This window comes from Pseudomonas veronii (genome assembly GCF_001439695.1).
GTDB classification, from domain to species: Bacteria; Pseudomonadota; Gammaproteobacteria; order Pseudomonadales; family Pseudomonadaceae; genus Aquipseudomonas; species Aquipseudomonas veronii.
The window spans coordinates 110,129-134,948 of sequence record NZ_JYLL01000016.1; the positions used below are offsets into that span (position 1 = coordinate 110,129).

Here is a 24,820-nt window from a genome sequence, read left to right on the forward strand (position 1 = left end):
GATAGTCCCAGGTCGTTTTAGCATTGGTGAGGTTGTAGTCGCGCTCTACCACCACTGGCTCGCGGTTGGCCTCTTCTACAAGTTCGCAGTACCGGACGAAGGGGCGCGGTGAGCACTTCTCATAGGGACTGCTGTCCGGGCGATTCAGCCTGAGCCCTGCCACTTTAGATGACCCTATCCAGGCCTGTGGGGCAGGGCCGGTCGGCCTGTCGGTTTTGCCAGCAGTTGTTGATCCGTTTGTGAACTTGCCTGTTGCCCGGGTTTTCCGCATGAAACCTCCAGGCTGATCCCGCTGCTGACCACACGTGCGCTGTGCTCACAGACCGGGCAGGTCATCCTCGGTTGACTGCCAATGCAAGACAGGTTGCCGCAACGGGGACACAGCACCACCTCAGGGTTATCGCAGTGCGGGCAGCCCTGATAGTTGCCCAGCAGCAACGCACGCATATCCAGATCATTGTGCACGGCTTGAGTGCCCCCTTGCGCGGACGCGGGCGCATTGCGGCGCGAGATCACGTCGGTGATTTCCGCGCCTTTCTCGTGCAGTTTCAGGATCAGAAGAGCCGAGGCTTGCGGCACCTTGGAGCAATAGAGAATCCGTTCGCCATGCGATGGTTCCTGCATGGTGATCCTGGTATTGGGAATGGACGCGGCCTCGGGTACAGAAAGCTGCTTGCGGTTGAACGCTGCCAGTTCCTGTCGGGCCTTCTCCAACAAGCTCAGGGGCTTGTTTTGCTGTCTGGTTATGTCCATTTTCTTGCCCTCTTGATGTAGTCAACGGCATCGTTGACCTGCTGCATGAACACCTGATTGGGAAACGCTTTATCCGGGTGCAGAATCGCCGCTAGCTCGCGATGTCGGCTTTTAAGCATCGTCTTGTCGAGCGGCGTACTTTCCGAGAAACCCAGCACTTCGAGCGCCTGCGCATAACCGCTTTTTTCTGGTGCAGGTTTTTCTGGTTTCGGTGGCGGCTCTTCTTCACCCAGCATGTGGCGTTTGAATTGCCCGAAGGTTGCGAATTCCTGGCGTCCGTACTTCCAGAACAACTGACGCAGCTTTACGTACTGGCCAACGGCGCGGGACAAATTCCTGCCCGCGAGGAAGCAAGGCTGATAAAAGAACATCCATGTGCCCCAAACGATGTTGAAAACCAGCGACAGGAATCCGATGACGAAAGCTTTCAGATAACGGCCCGTCCAGCTGGAGCCCTTTATGAGAAGACGCACCGTGAAGTCGATGAAGATCAAAGACTGCCGGAAGATCGCCCCAACCATCCACATCAGGAAGTTGAAAGCGATACAGGCGACGATGATCCCGCCACCTGCGGCGGCCACGATTTTTAAGTAGGGGTAGATTTGGTTAAACATCATTAAGTCCTCCAGGGGAGTGAGGCCATTCCCCATCGATGTGGGGGTTCTTTCCTGCTCCGACGCGTTTCGCCTCGGCATCAAGGATCTGGTCGCAATGCTGCAAACGGGCAACGATGGCTGCCGCCTGCTGTCTGCCATATACGGTCATGAGATCGATGCGGTGACCCGCATACACCAGAACGACATGGAAGGAATCACCGTAATAAATGGGCGGTTGCAGGACCTGGCCGTTCGCTGCCGCTTTACGGGTGGCTAAGTCATGACACCGCTGTTCATGTTCAGCTTCGTCATGCGGCAGCAGCACAAAACGATGCTCGATGCGGCGGTCGTAGCTCTCCCAACCCGACAAACGTCTGACCTTGGCCTGGTCCATTCTCAGTTCGATCCGGGTGGTTACCCGGCACGCTTCCAGCGTCACCCAGCGCAACAGGTAATATCCGAGCACCGTCACCCCAATTGCCGCCACCAGGTCCTGCAGATACAGATGACGCTCCTGGAGCAGGGGGATGAAATTGACCGCCGCCAGCCCCAGCCCGATGACGGAACTGATCCCATTCGCCAGCTTGGCCCGAATAGGGGTCAGCTCGCGCGGCGTAACCTTGAACGACAGCAGACCGGCTTCGTCGGTCGTTTGCCTGGTGGGGGGACGCCCTGTAAGTGGGCTTTTCATCGGAGAGTTCATGGCAACGTCCTCAACTGATTGCGTTAGGAGCTACGCTGACACAATGGTCAATGAAGCTTTCCTCGCTGGTTCCTCGCGCCCATTGCGTTTGAAGGGGAAGGGATATGGATGTTGAAGAGATCGAATTTACTGAGTGGCAAATCGATGAAATTCGGAACGCGTTGAATTACTACAGGATTACGAAGACCAGTAATGGACAACAAATTTCATGGGAGCAGGTGCGTGATGAAATAATTTATTCCGATGTGAATCGCGAAAAATACGAATTGGATGACAAAGAGCTTGAGTTTAAATCGGAGTCGTTACGCCGCTTCGCGGCTGGAACAAATGTTTTAAAGCAAACAAAATTAAAAGATGTAACGCGATTTTTAATTGATGACGGACTTTTAAAGCTGAGTGATCTTGAAGAGGTTGACGTTTATCTTAAGGGGATGTTGGCCGCCCATAAATATTTGGCTGCAAGTTCTGAATCCTCAAATGATTTTATCATGAATGTCGAAGGTACTTATTCGGCGTGCCTTGAAAGCATCGGCGGAATGTGGGAGACTTTTACACTTCGCATTATTGCTGATCCGTCTGGAAGATTCGTGCGAGTAGCAGAAATGTATGAGGTCAGTGCGCACAACATATTTGAATTAAATACCCTAAAGGCGCGTGACGCCTATACAACAATACGCGAGCATAGAACCGGCTACGGATTTGCAGTTACGGAAGATAATTGTCTTCATGTATTTTTAAGTGAGAATAGCCCAGTTCCCAGTGCAGCTTATGTCCAGACTGGATGGCTCAGTAGCGACTATCCTATTCTCGATATATGCCTCCTGCGGCATGGGCTAAGACATTTACCTACTCGTCATTATCTGGCACACCCCGATGGGTCGACCCAGCTATTTAATGCATTTAAATTTATTCCGACGGGCCTTCCAGTTTAAGGCTGCAATATTTAATCGATACTCGGGAAAATCATGAAAGACTTAAAGAAAGAACATGCGGAATTGCAACGAGATTTACCACGGAGAAGATTCTACAGTGGGTATGAGGGCGGTGGCTCACACATGACTCTTATCAATTGCGTTAAGCGCGGATATGCTAGGAGCGCCAAGTTGCGCATAGACGAAGATGATGTGAATGTTAACGAACAGGATGAGCTTGGTATGACTGCACTTCATTACGCAGCAGCTTTCGGTGCTCGTCAGTGCGTCCGAATTTTGGTCAGCAGCGGTAAGTGCGATTACCTTATAAAAGATCATTGTGGGCGCTATGCCTCCGAGTTGGCTTTTTCTTGCGGAAAAGATTACGCGGTAGGTGTGCTTCTATCAAAAAAACAGATTAAACAAGCCTTTCAACAAGGCGTTCCTAGCTGGGATAAGTCCTAAAGGCATTACAGGTAGAGAGTTGTCTGTCCTCTCAGTTAGTTTGGCATTTATTTGCAAGTATAATATTTGTCTTGACAGCTTTTTTATAAATGAATATTGTTAAATTCTTGCTGTGATAGTAGAGAAAATTGGAAGGGCAGTGAAATGCAGGAACCTACGCTCAAACAGAAATCAGAAATGGTCAAAGAAGTGAAACAGGGACTTGCCGTTTCGCTTGCATTAGCAGTTGCCTTCGCAGCATCGGTTTCTTGGATTGCGCATGAGAACAAGCAAGACACAGCCCCGGTCAAGGTTCACCTCCAGGAAACAAGGGCGCTTTCAGCCGCTCCTATCATGCGATAGCGCATTGTTTCCTTTGCGTTAGCTTGCTTCAGGTCTGAAGGCTGACCACACGGCTCCGACAAGAATCAGGAATAATGCTCCAGCCATATATACGAAGTTTGGGTCATCTGTCGGAAGTCTCCCATGCAAATAATCCAGTCCTGCGGCCAGCGGAATAAGCAGTCCATCTAAAGCCGCTATTTGCGTAGTATGCTTTGCACGCGCGAAAGCCTCCGTTATCGCCCAAGTTCCCACTGCGACGATCAGACATGCCAGAGAGAGATCGCTGACATAGCTGGGCAGCTGCTCCGACTGAAGAAGATTTAACGTTGTCGTGCTCATTCCAAGATACTTTAATATAATAGTCATTATAGGCAGCATAATAGGAAGTATGAGTATCGATGCATACGTAGTGTATGCCGTGATGCGAAGTCCATCCATGCGCTCAATCGTTACCCCGCCGACAAATTTATACGGGTACTCATTGCATCTTTCTGAGATGCGAGTGGACATTTCATTAGTGTACGCAAATCCAATTCCCGCCAAAAGAGCAGGCGCATATGATGGCAAAGCCTCGAAGAATTGCTGCCACCAACCTTGAGCCTCAGTATGATTTTTTGGATGGCTAACCGCAAACACCAGAGCTCCAATTAATATCAGTGCTATGGGGGCAGCCTGCCTTTTGATTGATGGCCACTTCTTGTTGATCATGCGAGCTGCAAAAAATTGCCAAATAGGGTGAAGAAAGAAAAATGGATATGTCAACGCTTGGGATTTTCCTCCATAAAATGCCACAGCCAAACAGGTCAGGTAAATAACCGTGATAAAACCACGGACGTATAAAATCATGTCTATATTTTTTGGTGAAAATACCAGGCCGCCACTATTCCTACGTAAAGAAAATAACCACAGAATTAGAAAGTAGACGCCGCTAGTAAAAACCAATCTGAATGCAATGTACGCTTCAATGCCAATGTTGGTTGCGATATCTCCCAGCATGCTTTCAAAATAAGCAAACAGAAATGCCGCTATCACTGCGCATGTAATTGCGACGCTTTGGTTTTTTGCAATAGACTTACTCATATATCCTCCTGCAATCAACGTCAGGTTGGACGCTCGCCATCTAACGGATCTTTCATCGCGCAGACATTGCAACGTTTTCAATCGTTGGTGCTGGGGATAATTTAATTCAGCATTACACCTACGTTACCTCTCGGGTTCCTCGCGCGACTCCGGGGGGATATCGACTTGAAAGAGTCGTAGATAAGCGATTGCGTAACAGGTATGGTCGGCTTTGCGCCGACCTCGCCCGCCACGTACTTAAAGATAAGGAGCCAGTACTCCGTCTTTCTGGTGCCAGATCACCCGCTGCAACATCATCGGATGACGTCCTGCCCAAAGAATTATCTGCCGTGTAAACGGATCGCTGCGGGAGAAATGCCGCCTGATTTCATCTGGCGTCATCAGGTCGTAAAGCTCGATGGCTTCGGACCGGCCCGATAACCCTTTTTGTTGTTGGTCCTGCGCGACTTCGCCCGTACGAGCCACTTCCACCTGCGTTTTACCGAGCAGCTTGGAAATATATTCGGTCGTCGCCATATCGTTGTTGCCAAAGAACTGCATGATCCCTGCGTTGCCCGCAAAGGTTTCCCACCGCTCGCCGTACAGAGCTTTGCCCTGGCTCCAGTCCTGAAGGATGACCCAGAGCTTCACGCCGAACGAGGCGATCAGGCCTGAAGCGGTTTCGAGTTGCTTCATGTAGCCAAGGACCGGGAACTCATCCAGACATGCCAGCACGGGGGCAGGCGGGATCGTTTTTTCCCGCTCCATCGTATCGAGCAGTTGGTTGATAAAAATCCGCATCCAGCGTCTGGCAATTTCGATCCGTGTCGCGGGGAAGCATAGATAAATGCTGACACCTGACGGTTTGCTTTTCAGCTCCGACAGGTCGAAATCATGCTCTTTCAAAACCTTGCGAAAGGCCGAGTAATCGAGAAACTTTGTATGCCGGTTTACCGTTGAGTGAACACCGGAAAGCTCTGCCCCTTTCTTGCCGTAAAAGTCGAGCGCCGCCGCCATGACGGCACTGCCAATGTCTTCTGTTTCCGCGCGGTCCTGCAGCCGGTAGCCGTTGTCCATCATCTCCTCATAGAGGAGAGGCTTTGCCTTCTCTTCATCATCTCCCGGCTCTACCCATAATGCCCGCTTGATCAGCTCCCTCACCATGATGAGGTGCCGCTCCTTGTCGTATCGAGAGTAGGTTACGACGTGAATAATCACGCCCTCGATAAAGTTCTTGGCGGACTCATCCCAGTGCGGGTCTTTCTGGTCCGCCGACTGCACGACAATCGACTCGGCAATCAGCGCGGCATCCTCAAGGAATGTTTCACTGCCTGTTTTCAGGAGGCTCATGGGGTTGTACGAGGCGCGGTATTTCGCGGCTGCTTTGCTGGAAACCCCGAAGGGGTCAACGACATAAATTTTCTGCCCCAAACCCGCGCGTCTGGTTGCCGTAATATCAGCCAGCTCGCCCTTGGGGTCGGTTGCCAGGATGCTGCCGGAATAGAACAGCAGGTTGCTGATCAAGCCAACCGATTTACCAGATCGGGAGCCCGCTACGGTAAGAATGTGGCGGTCATCCTCGATGCCAATGAGCTGCTTCCCCAGTGCACCGATCAGGACTTTTTTCCCTGGCTGGCGAGGGTCATACGATAGTGTGCGGCTCGCTGCGATGTCTTCGAGCTTCATCCACCGTGCCTGAGGAACCTTCTGCTCTCTTAAGGGGCGGGTAGAGTCTCCCCGCGGTACGTCCCGCATAAATTCTTTGAAAAGCTCGCTCATCACAATCACCGCTAAAAAGGCTACTGACTGCAATTCTTCCACGGCTAGTTGCACAGACTCCCTCTCGAATTCCTCCTTCCAGGGTGAAATTGCCCACCAAGTGCCCACCGGAAGCATACTTCCCGACCACCTGGTTTGCCGACTGCGGTGATGGTGCCTTCGCTCGGCATCAAGAAGCTGCCAGTAGGCGAATTACGTATGCAGAGCGACTGACTGACGCTCCCTAAAACAGGTAGAGTGCCGACATCGTAGGCTCAAAAAAAATCAGCAGGGAAGCCGCATGTTGTTAGACAAGAGCTTTGCAATCGCTCGCTCGGGTGAGCTGGTCATTCAGTGCATTGAGGCCTGTATTTATCAAAAAATTGACAAAGGGTTGCGATTGGAAGGTCATGGCATTATTAAAATTAATAGTGTTGGCTCTCTTTATATGGAGTTTGTCTGCCTAAAGTCAGAAAACTTTCCTTTTGATTTTGGCGGGAACGACTTCCCAAAAGATCTTTTTGACCCTGAGCAAGAATTATTTTTTGAATGCCTTACCTTGGATGGTGAAAAAATAGAGGCTAATGGGTTTTCATTAAAAATCACAGAGTTTAATACGTATCGCCCATTTAAATTTATAGTTGGTTTCGCGGAAATTTATAGTCAGGTGCCTTTCAACTATCCGGGCCAAAGAAAAAGCTTTTTGTGTTTTGAAGTTAATGAGCTCTCTAGGGTTCCAAAGAATAAAGGCAATACCACCACCTCAACATTAGGAGGTGAGTCTTGGAGCTTTAATCAGACAGTTCTTAAGAGTGATGAATTTGAAATTTCAATAATAGATCATAAGGAATATGTTGAAGTATATGCAAATGGTGATTTTGATGTTGATAAGCTGTTTCAGGCGCTAAGATTTTATATAGGGTTCACTTCGGGCACATTGCCACAAGCGTATGCCATGTCTAAAAGGTCCGGCTCGGAATTAACGCATTATGTCCGAAGCATTAGGAATTCAATTAAGAGTCAGTCCATTCCTCATCCAATCCCTGAAAATATTCTTATTGATGGTGTGATAGACGTCAAAAGTCACTATGATTTGTTTTTTAATATTTGGCATGTTTTAAACAATCACAATGTGTATTTTGAAAGTACCTACTCGCAGTGGAAACGTGTGTTTGCAGCGTTTAATACCGAGAGTGCACTATCAAATCTGACAATCTCAACTTCTGTTGAGGGGATTTTGATAGATATTTTTATGCCGAAGCTTGTAGAGGAGGCTAGGGATGAAGAATACGAAAAGCAAAAAATCGAGATTATTGAAAAGATAAAGGCACTTGAGATTGATCCAACGAAACGTAATACAATTATAAAGCAGGTTGCTGGGTGGGGAAACCTTTACGCGGCCAAAGCCCTGGGAATGTTGGTAGACAAGAAACTTATATCGACTGCGGAGAAAAAGGCTTGGGAAAAGTTACGCCATGCTGCCGCACATCCTAAATTCACACCTCATACGATTGAGCGCCAGATTAAGGAGTATCACAGGGTTTCGAGCTGCATCAACCTATTTAACAAGCTTGTATTGAATGTGTATTCGTATAGCGGTGCTCAGTTCGAGTTCGGTGAGGTAAGACAGCCAAAAATTGTTTTGCATGATTTGGTGAATATTTTGGGTCTTGAGAAGCAGGAAGCAAAAAATTCGGTTCCCATGAAACCTGAAATCGAAAAAGTAGAGCAGGCTGAACCTTCTCGCGGGGTGTTTGTTCAAAAGCTGAAAGAAATCTTTTCTGGCCTTTTCAAATAGAACGTATTAGGGATGTAAATGAGAGTTGTTATAAGGGCTTATTCAGCACATCATTTCACGAAGAGCCTATTTGGAGCAGTCTCCAGCCTCTCCCTCCATCATCCCTATGGCATCCGATGGGGTGACGGGAATGGTCGACCATTGGACGGGGGCGCAGATGACGACTCTCAGGTGTTGACTCCGCGGTCTGATATACCCATGAATGTCCCGTCATCGCCCATGAGCAAGAGAGTAGCTGCTAAAACGCAACGGAAGGCGCGCTCAGGCTATTCAGGGAGGGTAGCAATCCGACCCAACCTGTACTGAAAAAGCGGCAGCTATGGCCAGCATATCCGCTATATCCGCTGGCCATATATGAGCACCCCTACTCTTGGGATGCCTTTTCAATCCGACTAATTGTCTTCGTTAGTCGTCTAGCGCGGGACTGCAGCCACTGGCAGGCGGTCGTGGCTGGAATGGAAAGGCGCAGGTCTGTCACATTGATCTCGTCAGCATTGCCATAGTGGTGATAGCGACCTAACTAGCACATTAGTCAGCGACTATATTGAGTAAGTCAGAGAGGATAGTGCGAAGGGTAGGGCAATCGTGCTACACCTGAGTCGACTGCTGCTTTTGCCACGGCACTAGGTATTTCTGCGAGCAGTCGTGTATCCAGCGGCTTTGGTAAAATGTAGTTACGCCCAAATGCCATACGATCTAGATTAAACGCTTTTAAGACCTCTGCTGAAACTGGTTCTTTTGCTAGTTGACGTAGCGACTCAACGGCTGCAATTTTCATTTCCTCATTGATTATCCTCGCGCGAACATCAAGTGCACCGCGGAATATAAACGGAAATCCTAGGACATTGTTTACCTGGTTTGGGTAGTCTGAACGACCGGTCGCGAGGATCAAATCATCTCGTGTTGCGAGTGCCAGTTCTGGGTTGATTTCTGGGTCTGGGTTTGAACAGGCGAATACAACCGGCTTGGGTGCCATTGCCAGCAAGGATTCCGGTGATAGTAAGTTGGCACCGGACAGGCCCAAAAAGACGTCGGCTCCGTCCATTGCCTCCAACAACGTAAGAGGGCCACTATCGTTAATGAATTGCTCTTTGTAAATATTTAGGTCTTTACGGGCAGAGTGGATAACGCCCCTCCGATCGACCATATACATATTACTTTTTTGAGCTCCAAGACTCACTAGCAACCGCATGCAAGCGATTGCAGCTGCGCCAGCACCCAGGCAGACGATTTTCGCATTTTTCAGATCTTTACCTTGGATTTCCAAAGCGTTTAGCATGCCCGCAGCTGTCACTATAGCGGTGCCGTGTTGATCATCATGAAATACTGGAATGTTGCAAAGCTCGATGAGCGCTTTCTCGATCTCAAAGCATTCAGGTGCCTTAATATCTTCTAGGTTGATGCCGCCAAAAGTGTCGGCAATACGAACCACGGTATCAATGAAAGCATCCGAATCTTCTGCTTGAACCTCGATATCGGTTGCGTCGAGGCCAGCAAAGCGTTTGAACAACAGCGCCTTACCTTCCATAACGGGCTTGCTGGCCAGCGGGCCTAAATTACCAAGTCCAAGAATTGCCGTACCATTAGTAATTACCGCTACAAGATTACCTTTTCCAGTAAAGCGATAAACGTTCTCCGGATTTTTTGCTATCTCGCGCACGGGTTCGGCCACACCCGGGCTATAAGCTAAGGCAAGGTGAACTGCCGTATCCGCCGGTTTTGTGAGCTGTGTACCAATTTTCCCTGGTATTGGAAATTCGTGGTAATCCAAAGCGGCTTTTTTAAAGTCGAAAGTGTCGATAGTCATGTGAGGGCCTCATGGAGACAGCGCCGGACGATCCGGCGCAGGAAGTGATCGTTGAGGTTTGCGTTAATCAGTGCACCAGCATGCCAGTAAACACATAGGCTTGCGCCAGTGTGATCAAGCCGATAAATGTGGCGAAGATCAGGCTATGTTTAAGAGTGAAGCGGAAAAGATCCGATTCTTTCCCGACCAGCCCAGTTGCCGCGCAGGCGATGGCGATGGACTGAGGAGAAATCATTTTGCCCGTCACGCCTCCGCTGGTGTTGGCGGCCACTAACAGTGTGTCGTTGACCCCAATCTGATGCGCAGTTGTAGCTTGCAGAGAACCGAACAATGCATTAGATGAGGTATCTGAGCCTGTAAGGAAAACGCCTAACCAGCCTAGGAACGGTGAGAAGAAGGGGAAGGCGGCGCCAGTGCCCGCCAAGACCAATGCAAGTGTGGTAGACATGCCTGAGTAGTTAGTCACGAAAGCAAATGCCAGCACCATACCGATGGACAGAATCGGCCATTTTAATGAAACTAGCGTTTCGCCAAAAGTCACCAGCGCATTTTTCAAGCTAACTTTCAAAATGAAAGCTGAAATCACAGCGGACAGTAGAATAGCTGAACCACCAGCAGAAATAGGATCAAATTTAAAGACGGCCGTCATGGCGGTGGGGTTGGCTACTACTGGAGCAACTTTGATAATCAGTTGATCGAGGTAAGGGATTGCAATTGTAAAAACGAATTGCTCCATGGCACCGCCATGGGCAAACATTGCTTTAAAAGGTTTCAGTGTCCAGATCGTAACCAGCACCGTTAGGATTAGAAACGGTGACCATGCCTTTATGATTTCGCCTAAGCTGTAAGGTGATGGTGTTGAGTTACGTATCCCACCGAAGCCGCCCAAGACTGCGGCTCCTCCTACCGTGCCGACGATTTCGTTGCTCTCTGCCGCTTTTGGTTGCCATACTTTGAGGAACAGTGTCAACGAGACAATACTAACAAGTGCGGAGGTAATATCTGGAAGTTCAGGACCGATGTAGTTCGAAGTAAAGTACTGGGTCACAGCGAAGCTAGAACCGGCCACAAGTGCCGCCGGCCAAGTTTCTTTAATACCTTTCCATCCGTCCATAATGGCGACTAACCAGAATGGCACAATGATGGAGAGCAGTGGTAATTGTCGTCCAGCCATAGCACCAATTTTGAACGGATCGATCCCAGTTACTTGCCCAGCAACGAGGATGGGTACACCCAAGGCTCCGAAAGCAACTGGTGCGGTATTAGCTATCAAGCAAAGACCTGCAGCATAAAGGGGGTTGAAGCCTAAACCGACTAGCAAAGCACCTGTAATTGCAACTGGCGCACCGAAACCCGCAGCTCCTTCAAGAAAAGCACCGAATGAAAAGCCAATCAGGAGCACCTGAAGACGTTTATCATCTGTAATGGATAATACTGAGCTTCGGATAACTTCAAACTGGCCGCTCTTGACGGTAAGTTTGTAGAGAAATACTGCTGTAATAATGATCCATGCAATGGGCCATAGGCCATAAGCGAAACCATAACCAGCGGCAGCAAAAGCCATTTTCGCAGGCATGTCAAATGCGAATATAGCGATAATCATAGACAAAATCAGAGTTATGGTTCCCGCCGTATGCCCCTTCATGCGGAAGACCGCAAGAGCAAGGAAGAAAAAGATGATTGGAATCAGTGCAACCAGGGCTGATAGCCCAAGAGAGCCAAGCGGCGTATACATCTGTAGCCATGTGTTCATTTCATTAATCTCTAATTATTGTGTTTTTACATGGTTTCGATATTGTGCAATATATTTATTAGCAATCATCTGACTGCCTGCTATGCAGGTGTTCGATAAATTGTTTTCGTTACGTGCACTGGAAACTGAGATGTCTTAATGAGAGGTAACGTTCGACTCATGAGGCGGTTCCTTTTATTGTTGTGAACCATGTTTTTCCAGAAAGACTCCGGAATCATGTAGTAGAAGTTTCGGGGAGTCTGCGCCTATGGCGAGGCGCATACGCCCGAATCCCGGTCCATTATTAGGCCGGGGATGCTACTTTTGAATTGTGATCAAAAAATCACATTTGATTCTTGAAACGTAGACGCCAGGCGTGTAAAAGAGGCTCAGTGTATCCACTTGGCTGCACGCGTCCCTTGAATACAAGGTCTAAAGCCGCGCGGAAGGCGTATGAAGTTTCAAAGTTCACTGCCATTGGTTTATAAGCTGGGTCGCCAGAATTTTGCTCGTCGACAATCCTTGCCATGCGTTCCATGGTTGTTTGAAGCTGTTCTGTATGGATAACTCCATGATGCAGCCAGTTAGCAATGTGTTGGCTAGAAATCCGTAGGGTTGCACGGTCTTCCATAAGTGCGACGTTGTGTATGTCGGGTACCTTGGAGCAACCGATGCCTTGTTCTACCCAGCGTACGACATAACCCAATATACTTTGCGCATTATTATCCAATTCCTGTTGGATGTCCTCGGCACTCCAGTTGCGCTCGGCAGCTACTGGTGCGGTCAGCAAGTCATTGAGCAACTCTTCATGCTGGACAGTGAGGCTTAGTGTGTTCAGGCCTCGCTGTACCGCTTTGACATTTACCTGATGATAGTGGAGGGCATGTAGTACTGCTGCAGTCGGCGACGGTACCCAGGCTGTGTTTGCGCCAGCCTTTGGATGATCAATTTTTTGACGGAGCATATCTGCCATCAAGTCTGGCATAGCCCACATGCCCTTACCGATTTGTGCCTTGCCACTCATACCACACGATAAGCCTACTTGTACGTTGTTGCGTTCATAGGCTTGAATCCACGCAGTAGTTTTCATGTCGCCTTTACGCAACATCGCACCGGCTTCCATGGTCGTGTGCATTTCATCACCGGTCCGATCAAGAAAGCCGGTGTTAATAAAAGCCACCCTTGCACTAGCAGCAGCGATACATGCTTTAAGATTTACTGATGTGCGACGCTCCTCATCCATAATCCCCATCTTTAAGGTGTAGGCTGGAAGGGAGAGCAATTCTTCAACGCGGCCGAATAGCTGATTAGCGAAAGCCACCTCTGTCGGACCGTGCATCTTCGGTTTGACGATGTAAACACTACCCGTACGGGAGTTACCTTTTCGTTGGAGGTCGTGTACGGCGATTAGGCTCGTAAAAACAGTATCTAGAATACCTTCAGGTATTTCATTGTCATCGCCATCTAGAATTGCAGGGTTGGTCATCAGGTGACCAACATTACGGACGAACAGCAGCGAGCGACCTGGTAGGCTTAATTCTCCATTATCGGGGCTGCTGTACACGCGATCAGGATTGAGGCGGCGAACGATCGTCTTGCCATTTTTAATCAGGGTTTCGCTCAAATCACCCTTCATGAGGCCTAGCCAGTTGCGATAAACCTCTACTTTATCTGCAGAATCGACTGCGGCCACTGAGTCTTCACAGTCCATGATGGTTGACAGCGCGGCTTCCAACAAAAGATCCTTTACCCCCGCAAGGTCATACTTTCCGATTAGGCTGTTTGCATCGATCTGGATCTCAAAATGCAAAGCATTATTTTGGAGAAGTACCGCGTTAGGCGCAGATGGATCGCCTTGATAGCCGACGAATTTCTCGGGTTGGCTTAGGTGGCTAGAGCTGCCATCTCGAAGCTCAACAGTAAGCTGGCTGTCGACAATGTGGTAACGGAAAGCGTCGGCATGAGTGCCATTGGCGAGAGGTATAGTTTGGTCGAGGAAAGTGCGGCCGAAGCCAATGACTAGATCACCACGAATCTTGTTATAGTCCGATCCCTTTTGAGCACCGTTTTCTTCGCTGATCGCGTCTGTACCGTAAAGTGCATCGTAAAGGGAACCCCAGCGTGCGTTGGCCGCATTCAAGGCATAACGCGCATTCATAACGGGCACTACCAACTGCGGTCCCGCTTGCACTGTGATTTCAGTATCAACATTGGCTGTAGTTACCGTAACATCATCAGGCTGTGGTGCCAAATAGCCGACATCTTTAAGAAACGACTTGTAAGCGACCATGTAACGAATAGGTCCCGGATGTGCGCGGTGCCACGTATCTACCTCGTTTTGAAGGCGAACTCGCTCGGTCAATAGAGCTCGGTTCTGAGGCGCCAAGTCATGAACTAAAGAGTCGAGACCACTCCAGAACGTATCTGCAACAATGCCGGTACCTGGCAGTACTTCATCGTCAATGAAACGCTTAAAATTCTGGGCCACTTGCAGGCGCTGGCATTGCACTCTATCGATCATCTACGTTGTTCCTGATGGTGTTTCTCAGCCATTCGGCGTGAGAGTTTTTGTTACTCCCTGGCCCCAAAGCGTCAGGGTAGTTCCGCTTATGACAATGCTGTTGCTGCCGCCTTGGCAATCTGAGCATCTTGTTCGCCCTTCACACCCGATACGCCGACAGCACCTACTACGTGGCCTTCCACCACAATGGGGACTCCACCTTCTAGAGAGGTGAGTAGGGGAGCGCTAATGAAAGCTGTGCGGCCGCCGTTGACCATTTCCTCGTATCCTTTAGTTTCGCGGCGTCCGAGAGCTGCACTGCGTGCTTTTTCTGTGGCTATATAGGCACCAATTGCTGCACAGCCATCGAGGCGTTCCAGGGATAAAGGATGTCCCCCGTCGTCTACCACTACGATGGTTACTGGCCATAGATTCTGTTGGGCCTCTGCTCTACCCGCAGCGAGGATTCGTGTAACTTCCTTTTGAGTGAGTATTGGTTTGCTTTGCATGAGTCATCTCCTAATTCAGGGCTTCTTCCACTAGCTCGATCCAATGCCGCACCGGAGTGCGGCCAGCGCTCTCGAGATGTGTCTGACAGCCGATATTAGCGGTGACGATCACCTCAGGATTGCCGCTTTCGAGGGCATTCATTTTGTTGTCGCGCAATTGGCGGGATAGTTGCGGTTGGGTTATTGAATAGGTGCCCGCTGAGCCGCAACACAGATGACCATCCGGAACGTCAGTGAGGCTGAAGCCCAAACGTCTAAGCACGGATTCGACCGAGCCAGCGAGTTTCTGAGCGTGCTGCAAGGTGCAAGGACAGTGGAACGCTAAGCGTTTATCGCCATTGATATGGAGATCCTCTAATGGTTCTTCGCCCAGTACTTCCACAAGATCCTTAGCTAACGCACTTACACGTTCAGCCTTGTCTGCGTAGAGAGAATCATTTTCTAGAAGATGACCATAATCTTTAACGAAGGCACCACAACCGCTAGCGGTCTGTACTATCGCTTCTGCTCCCGCCTCAATCGCCGGCCACCAGGCATCGATGTTTTGCCGTGCACGTGAAAGGCCTTTTTCTTGGGCGTTCAGGTGATAATCAACCGCACCGCAACAGCCTGCCTCTCTAATCGGTGAGACGCTAATACCGAGGCGATCTAATACTCGCGCAGTGGCAGCATTGGTATTCGGAGATAGGGTTGGTTGCACACAACCTTCAAGCATTAATACCTGTCGCGCGTGGCGAGGTACTGGGCGAGGCTTTACCGCAGAGGCTTGGCGTGGCAGCTTGGCTTTCAAAGCCTCGGGTAAGAATGGACGGAAGATCTGACCAGCCTGTGTTAAAGCCTTGAACAGCGCTGGGCGTGGTAGCACGGCGCGCAGACTTTCGCGAAGCATCCGTTGGCCGAGGGGGCGTGGTACTTGTGCATCAACCACTGCGCGACCGATATCCAGCAGGTTGTGATATTGCACACCAGATGGACAGGTGGTTTCGCAGTTTCGACAACTTAGGCAGCGATCAAGATGCAACTGAGTTTTCGCAGTAACTTCATTGCCTTCTAAAACTTGCTTGATCAGGTAAATCCGGCCGCGTGGACCGTCCAATTCGTCTCCTAGCAATTGGTATGTGGGGCAGGTTGCAGTGCAAAAACCACAGTGAACACAGGACCGAAGAATGCTTTCAGCCTCTTCAGCGCGGGGCAGCAGTTTGGCTTGTTCGCTCAAATTCGTTTGCATGGCTCGATCAAACCTCCGCGTACATGCGACCTGGGTTAAATATTCCCAAGGGGTCGAGTTGGCTCTTAAGTCGTTGGTGATAACGAAGTAGGGGTTGCGTCAGCGGTGGAAACGGATTCGGTCCTTTGCTGTACAAAGTGGCATGACCTCCGAGCTCCATGACCACGCGGTGAATCAGCTCGCCTTCTGCGTTGGACTTAAGCCATCGTTGGGCGCCTCCCCAGTCAATTAACTGAGTTCCTGGCAAATCCAACGGTGCGGTATTGTTTGGGAGCGATAGTCGCCATAGCGGAGTGGTGTTATCAAAGAAAGCATGTCGGTGTTCGCGTAAGTCTTGCCAGAACGCGCTATTAATTTCCTCTCCGCCAAGTCGCTGACGAGAAGCTTGAACCGAGCCTTCACCGCCTTCCAAACGCAAATGCAGAGCGTGACCGTCATAGCATGCGGCACTAATTGGTATCGGTTGCTGACCCCATTCCGCGAGTTCACTAAGCGCCTCATGAACATCCATTTCGAGACGAAGGCTTAAGCACTCCCGAGGCTTGGGAAGGACCTTCAAAGAAACTTCCGTGAGCACGCCTAGGCATCCGAAGCTCCCCGCCATCAGGCGAGAAAGGTCGTAACCAGCGACGTTTTTCATAACTTCACCGCCGAAGCGCAAATGCTTACCTCGACCGGTTATTACCCGGGTTCCAAGAACAAAATCACGGACGGAGCCAGACCACGGCCGTCGAGGTCCGGACAGGCCAGCCGCCACTGCGCCGCCCAAAGTTGCACCATGACCCATATGGGGAGGTTCGCAAGGCAGCATTTGCCCGGCGGCCTCCAACACTTCCTCAATCTCAGTAAGTGTTGTACCAGCTCGCGCACTGATAACGAGTTCAGTTGGGTCATAGCTCACTATGCCGCTATGGCACCGAGTATCGAGTACCTCACCTGCTACCGGGCGACCGAGGAAAGCCTTGCTGTTGCTGCCCTGAATGCGCAGTGGAATCGCATGATTGAGCGCATGGTTGACTTGTTCTAGCAGTGTTGAAGTACTGTCTTGATCATGCTGCATCAGAAGCGCTCCAATTCAGGGAAGGGCAATTGGCCGTGATGAATATGCATGGCGCCAAATTCAGCGCAGCGATGCAGGGTCGGAATATTTTTGCCTGGATTGAGTAAGCCGCTGGGATCGAACGCTGCCTTCACCGCATGGAACAAGGTGAGTTCGTCGCTGTTGAACTGCGCGCACATTTGGTTGATCTTTTCACGGCCCACCCCGTGTTCGCCGGTGATGCTTCCACCGACCTTGACGCAGAGTTCAAGGATTTTGCCGCCGAGGGCTTCTGCACGCTCCAGCTCACCAGGTTGGTTGGCATCGAACAGAATCAGTGGATGCATGTTCCCGTCACCGGCATGGAAAACGTTGGCCACACGCAGACCATATTCCTCGGACAGATCGGCGATACCTTTAAGAACACCTGGTAACTCACGGCGCGGAATAGTGCCGTCCATGCAGTAATAATCCGGCGAGATGCGTCCGACGGCTGGAAACGCATTTTTGCGCCCGGCCCAGAACTTGACGCGTTCAGCCTCGTCGCGAGCCAAACGAACTTCGGTAGCACCGGCGGTTTCTAGTACTTCTTTAACCCGGTCACAGTCGTCCTGGACGTCTGCTTCAACACCATCCAGTTCGCAGAGCAGGATTGCTTCAGCATCTACCGGATAGCCTGCGTGGATAAAGTCTTCCACGGCACGAATGGACAAGTTGTCCATCATTTCTAGACCGCCAGGGATGATGCCTGCGGCGATGATGTTTCCTACGGCGCGGCCTGCCTTCTCGACCGAATCAAAGCTGGCCATTAATACTTTGGCCACCTGAGGTTTAGGCAGCAGCTTGACCGTGACTTCGGTAATGATACCGAGCATGCCTTCCGATCCGGTGAACAGTGCAAGCAAGTCGAAGCCCGGAGCATCTAAAGCATCGGCTCCCAGCGTCATCTTTTCGCCTTCGACCGTGAGAATGTCCAGCTTGAGTAAGTTGTGTACTGTCAGTCCATATTTTAAGCAGTGCACACCACCGGCGTTCTCGGCGACGTTTCCGCCGATAGTGCAAGCAATTTGTGATGATGGATCGGGTGCATAGTAAAGCCCATAAGGGGCTGCAGCATGAGATATGGCTAAGTTACGTACACCTGGCTGTACCCGGGCAAAACGACCATTAGGGTCGACCTCAATAATCCGGTTGAAGCGTGCCATGACTAAGAGGACGCCCTGTTCCAGAGGAAGCGCGCCCCCGGATAATCCAGTGCCCGCTCCGCGCGCGACCACCGGTACCTTACGGCGATAGCAGAGCTTGAGCAGTTCTTCGACCTGTTCAAGTCGTTCGGGTAATGCAACCAGCAAAGGCGCTGTACGGTATACAGAAAGCCCATCACATTCGTAGGGGGTGAGTTCTTCTTGAGTGTGAAGAATTTCGAGGTCAGGTAGCAGCTGTTTTAGCTCTGTGACGAGAGCTGCTTTGTCGACTTTAGGCAATACGCCGTCGAGGCGTTCATCGTACAAAATGTTCATGCCAAGGATTCACTCTGTAGCGTTTTTATTATTGCAGTCGGCCAGGGCGCCTAGAACTGCTTCTATGTCGTCCATGATTGTTCCCTGGAGGTCCACAGTCCATTGGTTTTTAACTGGTCCTACCAGTTTTTTGTGCGATCAGTGATCGTCCAGTCGCAAATATCTAGCAATGGCATAGGGTTTTCGTTATATTTTTCGAAGCGTGAAAGATTGGTTTGAACTGGTCCTACCAGTTGCTCGAGGTCAAAATGAACGAAGAAGAAGGGGCTGCTCGGCGGCCAATCAGCGAAATAGTCGCTGAGCGTATTGAACGTCTGATCGTGGATGGCGTCCTCAAAGTGGGGCAGCCCTTACCGTCCGAACGGCGCTTGTGTGAAAAACTTGGATTCTCTCGCTCTGCGTTACGCGAGGGTCTTACCGTGTTGCGCGGGCGCGGTATCATAGAGACAGCTCAGGGGCGCGATTCGCGTGTGGCTCGACTTACCGCAGAAGAGGACTCAAGCCCGCTATTTCATCTGTTCAGCTCGCAACCGCGCACTCTCTATGACCTGCTTGAGGTTCGCGCTTTGCTTGAGGGGGAGTCGGCGCGACTGGCTGCGCTACGAGGAACCGATGCTGATTTTGTTCTGCTGACTCGGCGTTACGAGGAGATGATTGCTTCCCATTCGCAGCCTGATGGGATTGCGTCGCGCGAGCATGCTCGTCTTGATCATGCCTTCCACTTGGCTGTTTGTGAGGCGTCGCATAATCCGGTTTTGGTACATACTCTGCGATCACTTACTGATTTGATGCTTAGTACCGTATTTGCTTCGGTTAATAATCTTTATCATCGACCCTTGCAGAAACGGCAAATTGACCGTCAGCACACACGAATTTACCAAGCTGTGATCGAGCGTCTGCCTGACTTGGCGCTGCGTGCGGCCCGTGACCATATTCACAGTATTCGAGATAATTTGAAGGACATTGAGCAAGAAGAGCAGCGCTTGGTGCGTGCGACAATGCGATTGGAAGGGTGGATGTAAAAGGTCATAAGGACTGATTAGGTGCAAACGCAACGAACTTAGCGAGGAAAATGACCTTCCTCAACATGACTCGCGGTCGGTCGATTAGTCTCCGGCGCGGTGATTCTAATTTAGGGGCATAGCTGTTACTAACTCATGATCATTCGAGCTTTAGACAGGCACATATTTTATTATTTTTCGTCGCTCGACGGGAGCTAACTCGCGAGGGTATGTGAGTTTTTCGGATCTATCGTTTATATAAGGAGGCAGCCGCGATTCCGAACTGTTCGAAAAAGACGTTCGCCATTACTTGAGTTTTTAAATTCGTACAGCCGACTTAAGCACATTCGAGACCTCGATAGTGCTCCGGTTCTCTGCCGATGCTGTGCGCTAATTAAATTCTCTGGGTTTTTTGTCTTTCTAATTCTGTCGGATGGTCGTCGACCTGATAGATCTAGGAGACGACCGGCCGCAGATAATTCAATATCCCTCATATTGGTTTGATGAAGGTTGCAGGTAATGATTTGCCCTATGAGATAGTTTCAATCCGAAGAGTATTGGTACTGCCTAGTTGACCGAATGGAGTTCCCGCAGTGATTACTACAATGTCCGTTTTCTTCGCGAGATTTTGATGCTGAGCGATATTTAGGGCAGTCTTCGTAACATTCTCGATCTCACTCAGGTTTTGATAAACTACTGAGTAGACGCCCCATGCAATGGTCAGATAGCGAGCCGTTTTCTCGCTTGTTGTTAAGCTGAGTATTGGCGCTTTCGGTCGTTCGCGTGATGCGCGCAAGCTGGAACTGCCCGACTCAGTGTAGTTCACCAGCACCGCTACGGGCAGGATGCTACTGATGCGGCGGACGGCGCAGCTTATTGCGTCTGACACTGTTGCTTCAGCTTTTGGACGGCTCACATCCAGTTGGCTTTGGAAGTCTGGACCAGACTCCACTTGGCGGATGATTTTGCTCATCATCTCTACCGTTTCCAAGGGATAGTCACCAGAAGCGGTCTCCGCAGAGAGCATTACGGCATCCGCTCCCTCGGCCACAGCGTTTGCAACGTCGGTCACTTCTGCGCGGGTCGGCGCTGGTGAAAAGCGCATCGACTCAAGCATCTGCGTAGCCACCACCACCGGCCGGCCAAGTTGGCGGCAAATGCGTACGATGTCTTTTTGTATGCGAGGCACATTCTCCGCTGGGACCTCAACTCCAAGATCGCCGCGAGCGACCATAATTGCGTCACACAAGTGAGCAATTTCCTCTAGGTGTAGCACTGCAGACGGCTTTTCAATCTTTGCCATCAGCAGTGCTTTGCCTTTGATCAGCTCGCGAGCCTCGGTGATGTCTTGAGGACGTTGTACAAACGATAGAGCGACCCAGTCGACACCCAACTCCAGCCCGAAATCCAGATCGCAGCGATCTTTGGCAGTCAGCGGGCTGAGTTGCAATACAGCCTCGGGAACATTCACGCCTTTTCGATCGGACAGTTCGCCACCAGCAATGACTACGGTGTCGATGGCGTCCGCGTGTTTGGCAGTTACCCGTAACTGAAGTCGACCATCGTCCAAAAGCAGGTTCATGCCTGGTTTCAGTGCCTCGATGATTTCCGGATGAGGCAAATTAACCCTATGCGTGTCGCCTGGCGTACAGTCAAGGTCCAATCGCAATGCCTGCCCTCGTTCCAGGTTGACCTTGCCTTCGGCAAATCTGCCTACCCGCAACTTCGGCCCCTGCAAGTCCATCAAAACACCGATGGGCTGGCTCATTTGGCGCTCAACTTCGCGTATCCACTTATAACGCTGAGCGTGATCAGCATGCTCGCCATGACTGAAGTTGAGTCGGAACAGATTGACGCCTGCTTCCACCAATTGACGAATATCGTCGATACCTTTAGTCGCAGGACCTAAGGTAGCAAGAATCTTAACTTTTTTATTGGGCGTCATTTTGTTGGGGTCTCGAGAATTAGGATGGCACGAAAGTCATTAACATTGGTTCTGGTTGGCCCAGTGACGATCAATGAGTCAAGAGCGGCGAAGTACCCATAGCCATTGTTGTTATCCAGCTCATAGCTTGCGTTTAGTTTTTTATCTTGGCCGCGCGCATAGGAGGTGGGCGTCATGATGGCTCCGGCATTGTCTTCTGAACCATCTATGCCATCGGTATCTCCTGCCAGTGCGTAAACACCAGGAAGCCCCTTAAGGCAATCTGTCAGGCTTAGGAGGAATTCAGCGTTACGTCCGCCACGACCATTGCCTCGTACTGTGACGGTGGTTTCCCCGCCGGACAGAATTATGCAAGGTGGCTTGATTGGTTGGCCGTGTAGAACGATTTGTCGGGCGATGCCTGCATGCACTTTCGCAACTTCGCGGGACTCACCCTCTAAATCGCCGAGAATCAAAGGTGTAAAGCCAGCAGCGCGTGCTTTTTCGGCCGCTGCATTTAGCGATTGCTGAGGAGTGGCGATCAATTGAAATTGGCTGCGTTCCAGCGCCGGGTCATCAGGTTTAATTGTTTCTGAGCGGGGGTCTCGTAACCACGCATAGACATTTTCCGGAATCTCGATGTCATAGCGAGCCAAGATCGCCAGCGCTTGTGCGGAGGTGGTCGGATCACCAACTGTTGGGCCGGAGGCAATTACTGTTTCTTCGTCGCCAGGAACATCCGATATCGCATAGGTATACACTTTGGCTGGCCAGCAAGCTTTGGCCAGCCGGCCGCCCTTAATCCCTGACAAGTGTTTACGTACGCAATTCATCTCAGCGATTGTGGCGCCAGATTTTAGCAAGGCTTTGTTGATTGATTGTTTGTCCGCGAGATCGATACCGTCTCCAGGTAATGCCAGCAAGGCTGAGCCGCCCCCAGAAAGTAGGAACATTACTCGATCGGACTCTTGTAGATCACTGACCAGTTGCAAGACTCGTTGAGCCACTTTGTGACTGGCAACATCAGGTATTGGGTGAGCTGCTTCCACCACCTCTATCTTGTGGCAATTAGCGCCATGTCCGTAACGCGTGACAACTAAGCCGCTAACCTCGCCTTGCCATTCAAGCTCGACGACTTCGGCCATAGCTGCGGCTGCCTTGCCTGCGCCGATGACAATAAGGCGGCCGCTGCGGTCTTTGGGCAAATATTGCGGCAGCACATGATATGGATGCGAGGCGGAGATGGCAGTCGTGAAAAGGGTGCGCATCAGCTCTAGTGGATTGATGGTCATATCAGGCTCCGGACTTCAATTATTGTTATTGGGTTGCTAGCCGATTGCACTCCCCAACCGCCGAAGCCGGCGGCTCGGGACTAAAATCGACCTCCCATGCTTGCTGGGCCGTGACACCACTGGCCTGGGAGGTCGAAAAGGGGGACAAAGACTAATTTGATTTTAGAAAGGTCAAATCAGTCTTGGGTTTGAAGGGGAGAAATCACTCCTCGCGAATTGAGAAGTTGGCCATGTGTTCCAGGCCTTTAATTAGCGCCGAATGATCCCAGTTACTACCACCGAGCGCAGCACAGGTGCTGAATACCTGTTGTGCATTCGCGGTATTGGGCAAATTCAAGCCCAGTTCACGGGCTCCAGAAAGGGCCAGATTGAGATCCTTCTGATGCAGACTGATGCGGAAGCCTGGATCGAAAGTGCCTTTGATCATGCGTTCACCGTGCACTTCCAGAATTTTCGAGGAAGCAAACCCACCCATTAATGCTTCCCTAACTTTGGCTGGATCGGCACCATTTTTCGCGGCGAAAAGCAACGCTTCGGCTACTGCCTGAATGTTCAGTGCGACGATGATTTGATTGGCAACCTTAGCAGTCTGACCATCGCCGTTGCCTCCAACGTGAGTAATGTTTTTGCCCATGGTTTGGAATAGCGGTAACGCGCGTTCAAAGGCGTGATCTTCACCACCAACCATGATGCTTAGTGTTGCGGCTTTCGCACCGACCTCGCCGCCGGAAACGGGGGCGTCTAGATAGGTGGCCCCGGTTGCTTTGATCTTCTGGGCGAAGACTTTGGTGGCGGAAGGAGAGATCGAACTCATGTCGATTACTACCTTGCCAGCACCTACGCCTTCTACGACACCATTTTCGCGTAGCAGTACATCTTCAACCTGGGGAGTATCCGGCACCATGATGATGATGAATTCCGCTTCTTGAGCGACTTCCTTTGGATTGGCTAAGCCAACTCCATTTTCACCCAGCAAGTCGGCGGGCGTTTTATCGAAGTGTTCAGAGAAGAACAGTTTGTGACCTGCTTTCTGCAGGTTCTGAGCCATGGGCTTGCCCATGATACCGGTGCCGATAAATCCGATCTTGGCCATATGGAAAGTCTCCGTTAGATCACTTTATGAGTTTTCAGCCAGCTAAGGCCTGCAAGGGTGGTCGTAGCCGGCTTGTATTCACAACCGACCCATCCCTGGTAGCCAATTCGGTCCAGGTGTTCGAACAGGAAGTGAAAGTTAATTTCGCCGGTGCCAGGTTCATTACGGCCCGGATTGTCGGCGAGCTGAATGTGGTTAATTTCCTCCAGGTAGGTGGCCATAGTTCTGGCCAGATCGCCTTCCATGATCTGCATGTGGTAAATGTCGTATTGCAGGAAAAGATTGGCGCTACCTACTTTTTCCCTGATGTCGAGTCCCTGGTGCGTGTTGTTCAAGTAGAAGTCTGGAATATCCAAGGTGTTAATGGCTTCGATCACGAGTTTGATGCCCGCGGCTTCCAGCTTGTCGGCGGCATATTTGAGATTGGCCACGAAGGTGCGTTCTATTGTCTCGGGGTCCACACTTTGAGGGCGGATACCGGCTAAGCAGTTAAGTTGCTTATTGCCCAGAACTTGGGCATAAGCGATGGCCAAATCGACGCCAGCTCGGAACTCTTCAATGCGGTCGGGATGGCAGGCAATGCCGCGCTCCCCCTTGGCCCAATTCCCCGCTGGCAGATTGAAAAGCACTTGGGTAAGGCCGTTGCTCTCGAGTCTTGCCTTGATTTCGGTAACGCTAAAATCGTAAGGGAATAGGTACTCAACACCGGTGAAACCAGCTTCTGCGGCGACCGCGAAGCGATCCAGAAAATCCACTTCCGTGAACAACATAGACAGGTTGGCTGCAAATCGGGGCATGTGATGCTCCT

The 24,820-nt window shown here is 50.6% G+C and carries 20 protein-coding genes and 1 pseudogene; 4 read left to right on the top strand and 17 right to left on the bottom strand.

The window, feature by feature from the left end:
• Positions 1-174 precede the first annotated feature (174 nt).
• From TU80_RS19520 to TU80_RS19530, 3 genes are read right to left on the bottom strand one after another with little or no spacing between them, the layout of a single operon-like run.
• On the bottom strand, positions 175-753 hold the full coding sequence (locus tag TU80_RS19520; protein ID WP_057005167.1) for a TerY-C metal binding domain-containing protein: 579 nt from the start codon (positions 751-753) through the stop codon (positions 175-177).
• Positions 744-1,370 (bottom strand): J domain-containing protein, encoded by a 627-nt coding sequence (locus TU80_RS19525; protein ID WP_223508547.1) that lies wholly within the window; start codon positions 1,368-1,370, stop codon positions 744-746. The genes TU80_RS19520 and TU80_RS19525 overlap by 10 nt, the downstream gene beginning before the upstream one ends.
• Positions 1,360-2,052, bottom strand: coding sequence for a hypothetical protein (locus TU80_RS19530; protein WP_057005168.1), 693 nt, complete (start codon positions 2,050-2,052; stop codon positions 1,360-1,362). The genes TU80_RS19525 and TU80_RS19530 overlap by 11 nt, the downstream gene beginning before the upstream one ends.
• A 104-nt stretch (positions 2,053-2,156) precedes the next feature.
• Here TU80_RS19530 and TU80_RS19535 point away from each other — a divergent pair, with 104 nt between their 5' ends.
• Together TU80_RS19535 and TU80_RS31845 are read left to right on the top strand one after the other, a co-directional pair.
• A complete protein-coding gene (locus tag TU80_RS19535) occupies positions 2,157-2,984 on the top strand; it encodes a hypothetical protein (protein WP_057005169.1) in 828 nt (275 codons plus the stop codon).
• 33 nt (positions 2,985-3,017) lie between these two features.
• The gene (locus tag TU80_RS31845; RefSeq protein ID WP_082643869.1) at positions 3,018-3,428 is read left to right on the top strand and encodes an ankyrin repeat domain-containing protein; all 411 of its coding nucleotides are present in this window, start codon (positions 3,018-3,020) and stop codon (positions 3,426-3,428) included.
• A gap of 360 nt (positions 3,429-3,788) precedes the next feature.
• Here the strand turns inward: TU80_RS31845 and TU80_RS19550 are convergent, their stop codons facing one another.
• Positions 3,789-4,832: a hypothetical protein gene (locus TU80_RS19550; protein ID WP_057005172.1), complete on the bottom strand. Its 1,044-nt coding sequence runs from the start codon at positions 4,830-4,832 to the stop codon at positions 3,789-3,791.
• A gap of 237 nt (positions 4,833-5,069) precedes the next feature.
• Positions 5,070-6,644 carry a type IV secretory system conjugative DNA transfer family protein gene (locus TU80_RS19555; RefSeq protein WP_234427155.1) on the bottom strand — a complete coding sequence of 525 codons (1,575 nt, stop codon included), beginning with the start codon at positions 6,642-6,644 and terminating at the stop codon, positions 5,070-5,072.
• A gap of 226 nt (positions 6,645-6,870) precedes the next feature.
• Here TU80_RS19555 and TU80_RS19560 point away from each other — a divergent pair, with 226 nt between their 5' ends.
• On the top strand, positions 6,871-8,367 hold the full coding sequence (locus TU80_RS19560; protein ID WP_057005173.1) for a hypothetical protein: 1,497 nt from the start codon (positions 6,871-6,873) through the stop codon (positions 8,365-8,367).
• 553 nt (positions 8,368-8,920) lie between these two features.
• Here the strand turns inward: TU80_RS19560 and TU80_RS19565 are convergent.
• The 7 genes from TU80_RS19565 to glcD form a co-directional block, all read right to left on the bottom strand.
• Positions 8,921-10,174: a malic enzyme-like NAD(P)-binding protein gene (locus TU80_RS19565; RefSeq protein WP_057005174.1), complete on the bottom strand. Its 1,254-nt coding sequence runs from the start codon at positions 10,172-10,174 to the stop codon at positions 8,921-8,923.
• A 67-nt stretch (positions 10,175-10,241) separates the two neighbouring features.
• The gene (locus tag TU80_RS19570; protein WP_057005175.1) at positions 10,242-11,927 is read right to left on the bottom strand and encodes a lactate permease LctP family transporter; all 1,686 of its coding nucleotides are present in this window, start codon (positions 11,925-11,927) and stop codon (positions 10,242-10,244) included.
• 322 nt (positions 11,928-12,249) lie between these two features.
• Positions 12,250-14,427 (bottom strand): malate synthase G, encoded by a 2,178-nt coding sequence (locus TU80_RS19575; protein WP_057005176.1) that lies wholly within the window; start codon positions 14,425-14,427, stop codon positions 12,250-12,252.
• 86 nt (positions 14,428-14,513) lie between these two features.
• Positions 14,514-14,915: a heme-binding protein gene (locus TU80_RS31850; RefSeq protein ID WP_082643870.1), complete on the bottom strand. Its 402-nt coding sequence runs from the start codon at positions 14,913-14,915 to the stop codon at positions 14,514-14,516.
• Positions 14,916-14,925: 10 nt separating this feature from the next.
• Complete coding sequence (gene glcF, locus TU80_RS31855; RefSeq protein ID WP_082643871.1) at positions 14,926-16,143, bottom strand: glycolate oxidase subunit GlcF; 1,218 nt, start codon at positions 16,141-16,143, stop codon at positions 14,926-14,928.
• Between the two features lie 7 nt (positions 16,144-16,150).
• A complete protein-coding gene (gene glcE, locus TU80_RS31860; RefSeq protein ID WP_082643872.1) occupies positions 16,151-17,203 on the bottom strand; it encodes a glycolate oxidase subunit GlcE in 1,053 nt (350 codons plus the stop codon).
• Positions 17,203-18,702: a glycolate oxidase subunit GlcD gene (gene glcD, locus TU80_RS19590; protein ID WP_057005179.1), complete on the bottom strand. Its 1,500-nt coding sequence runs from the start codon at positions 18,700-18,702 to the stop codon at positions 17,203-17,205. The genes glcE and glcD overlap by 1 nt, the downstream gene beginning before the upstream one ends.
• Before the next feature lie 248 nt (positions 18,703-18,950).
• On the opposite strand from glcD, the gene glcC reads away from it, so the two are divergent.
• Positions 18,951-19,724, top strand: a complete 774-nt coding sequence (gene glcC / locus TU80_RS19595) for a transcriptional regulator GlcC (protein WP_057005191.1) — start codon at positions 18,951-18,953, stop codon at positions 19,722-19,724.
• 233 nt (positions 19,725-19,957) lie between these two features.
• On the opposite strand, the pseudogene TU80_RS33475 reads toward glcC, so the two are convergent.
• The 5 genes and pseudogenes from TU80_RS33475 to hyi all read right to left on the bottom strand — a co-directional run.
• Positions 19,958-20,088: pseudogene (locus tag TU80_RS33475) on the bottom strand (response regulator receiver protein); the annotation flags it as partial.
• A gap of 144 nt (positions 20,089-20,232) precedes the next feature.
• Positions 20,233-21,648, bottom strand: coding sequence for a pyruvate kinase (gene pyk, locus TU80_RS19600; protein ID WP_057005180.1), 1,416 nt, complete (start codon positions 21,646-21,648; stop codon positions 20,233-20,235).
• Positions 21,645-22,919 (bottom strand): glycerate kinase type-2 family protein, encoded by a 1,275-nt coding sequence (locus TU80_RS19605; RefSeq protein WP_057005181.1) that lies wholly within the window; start codon positions 22,917-22,919, stop codon positions 21,645-21,647. Before TU80_RS19605 ends, pyk begins: the two co-directional genes overlap by 4 nt.
• 202 nt (positions 22,920-23,121) lie before the next feature.
• Positions 23,122-24,012, bottom strand: a complete 891-nt coding sequence (locus tag TU80_RS19610; RefSeq protein WP_057005182.1) for a 2-hydroxy-3-oxopropionate reductase — start codon at positions 24,010-24,012, stop codon at positions 23,122-23,124.
• Positions 24,013-24,026: 14 nt separating this feature from the next.
• A complete protein-coding gene (hyi, locus tag TU80_RS19615; RefSeq protein WP_057005183.1) occupies positions 24,027-24,809 on the bottom strand; it encodes a hydroxypyruvate isomerase in 783 nt (260 codons plus the stop codon).
• Between the last annotated feature and the right edge of the window lie 11 nt (positions 24,810-24,820).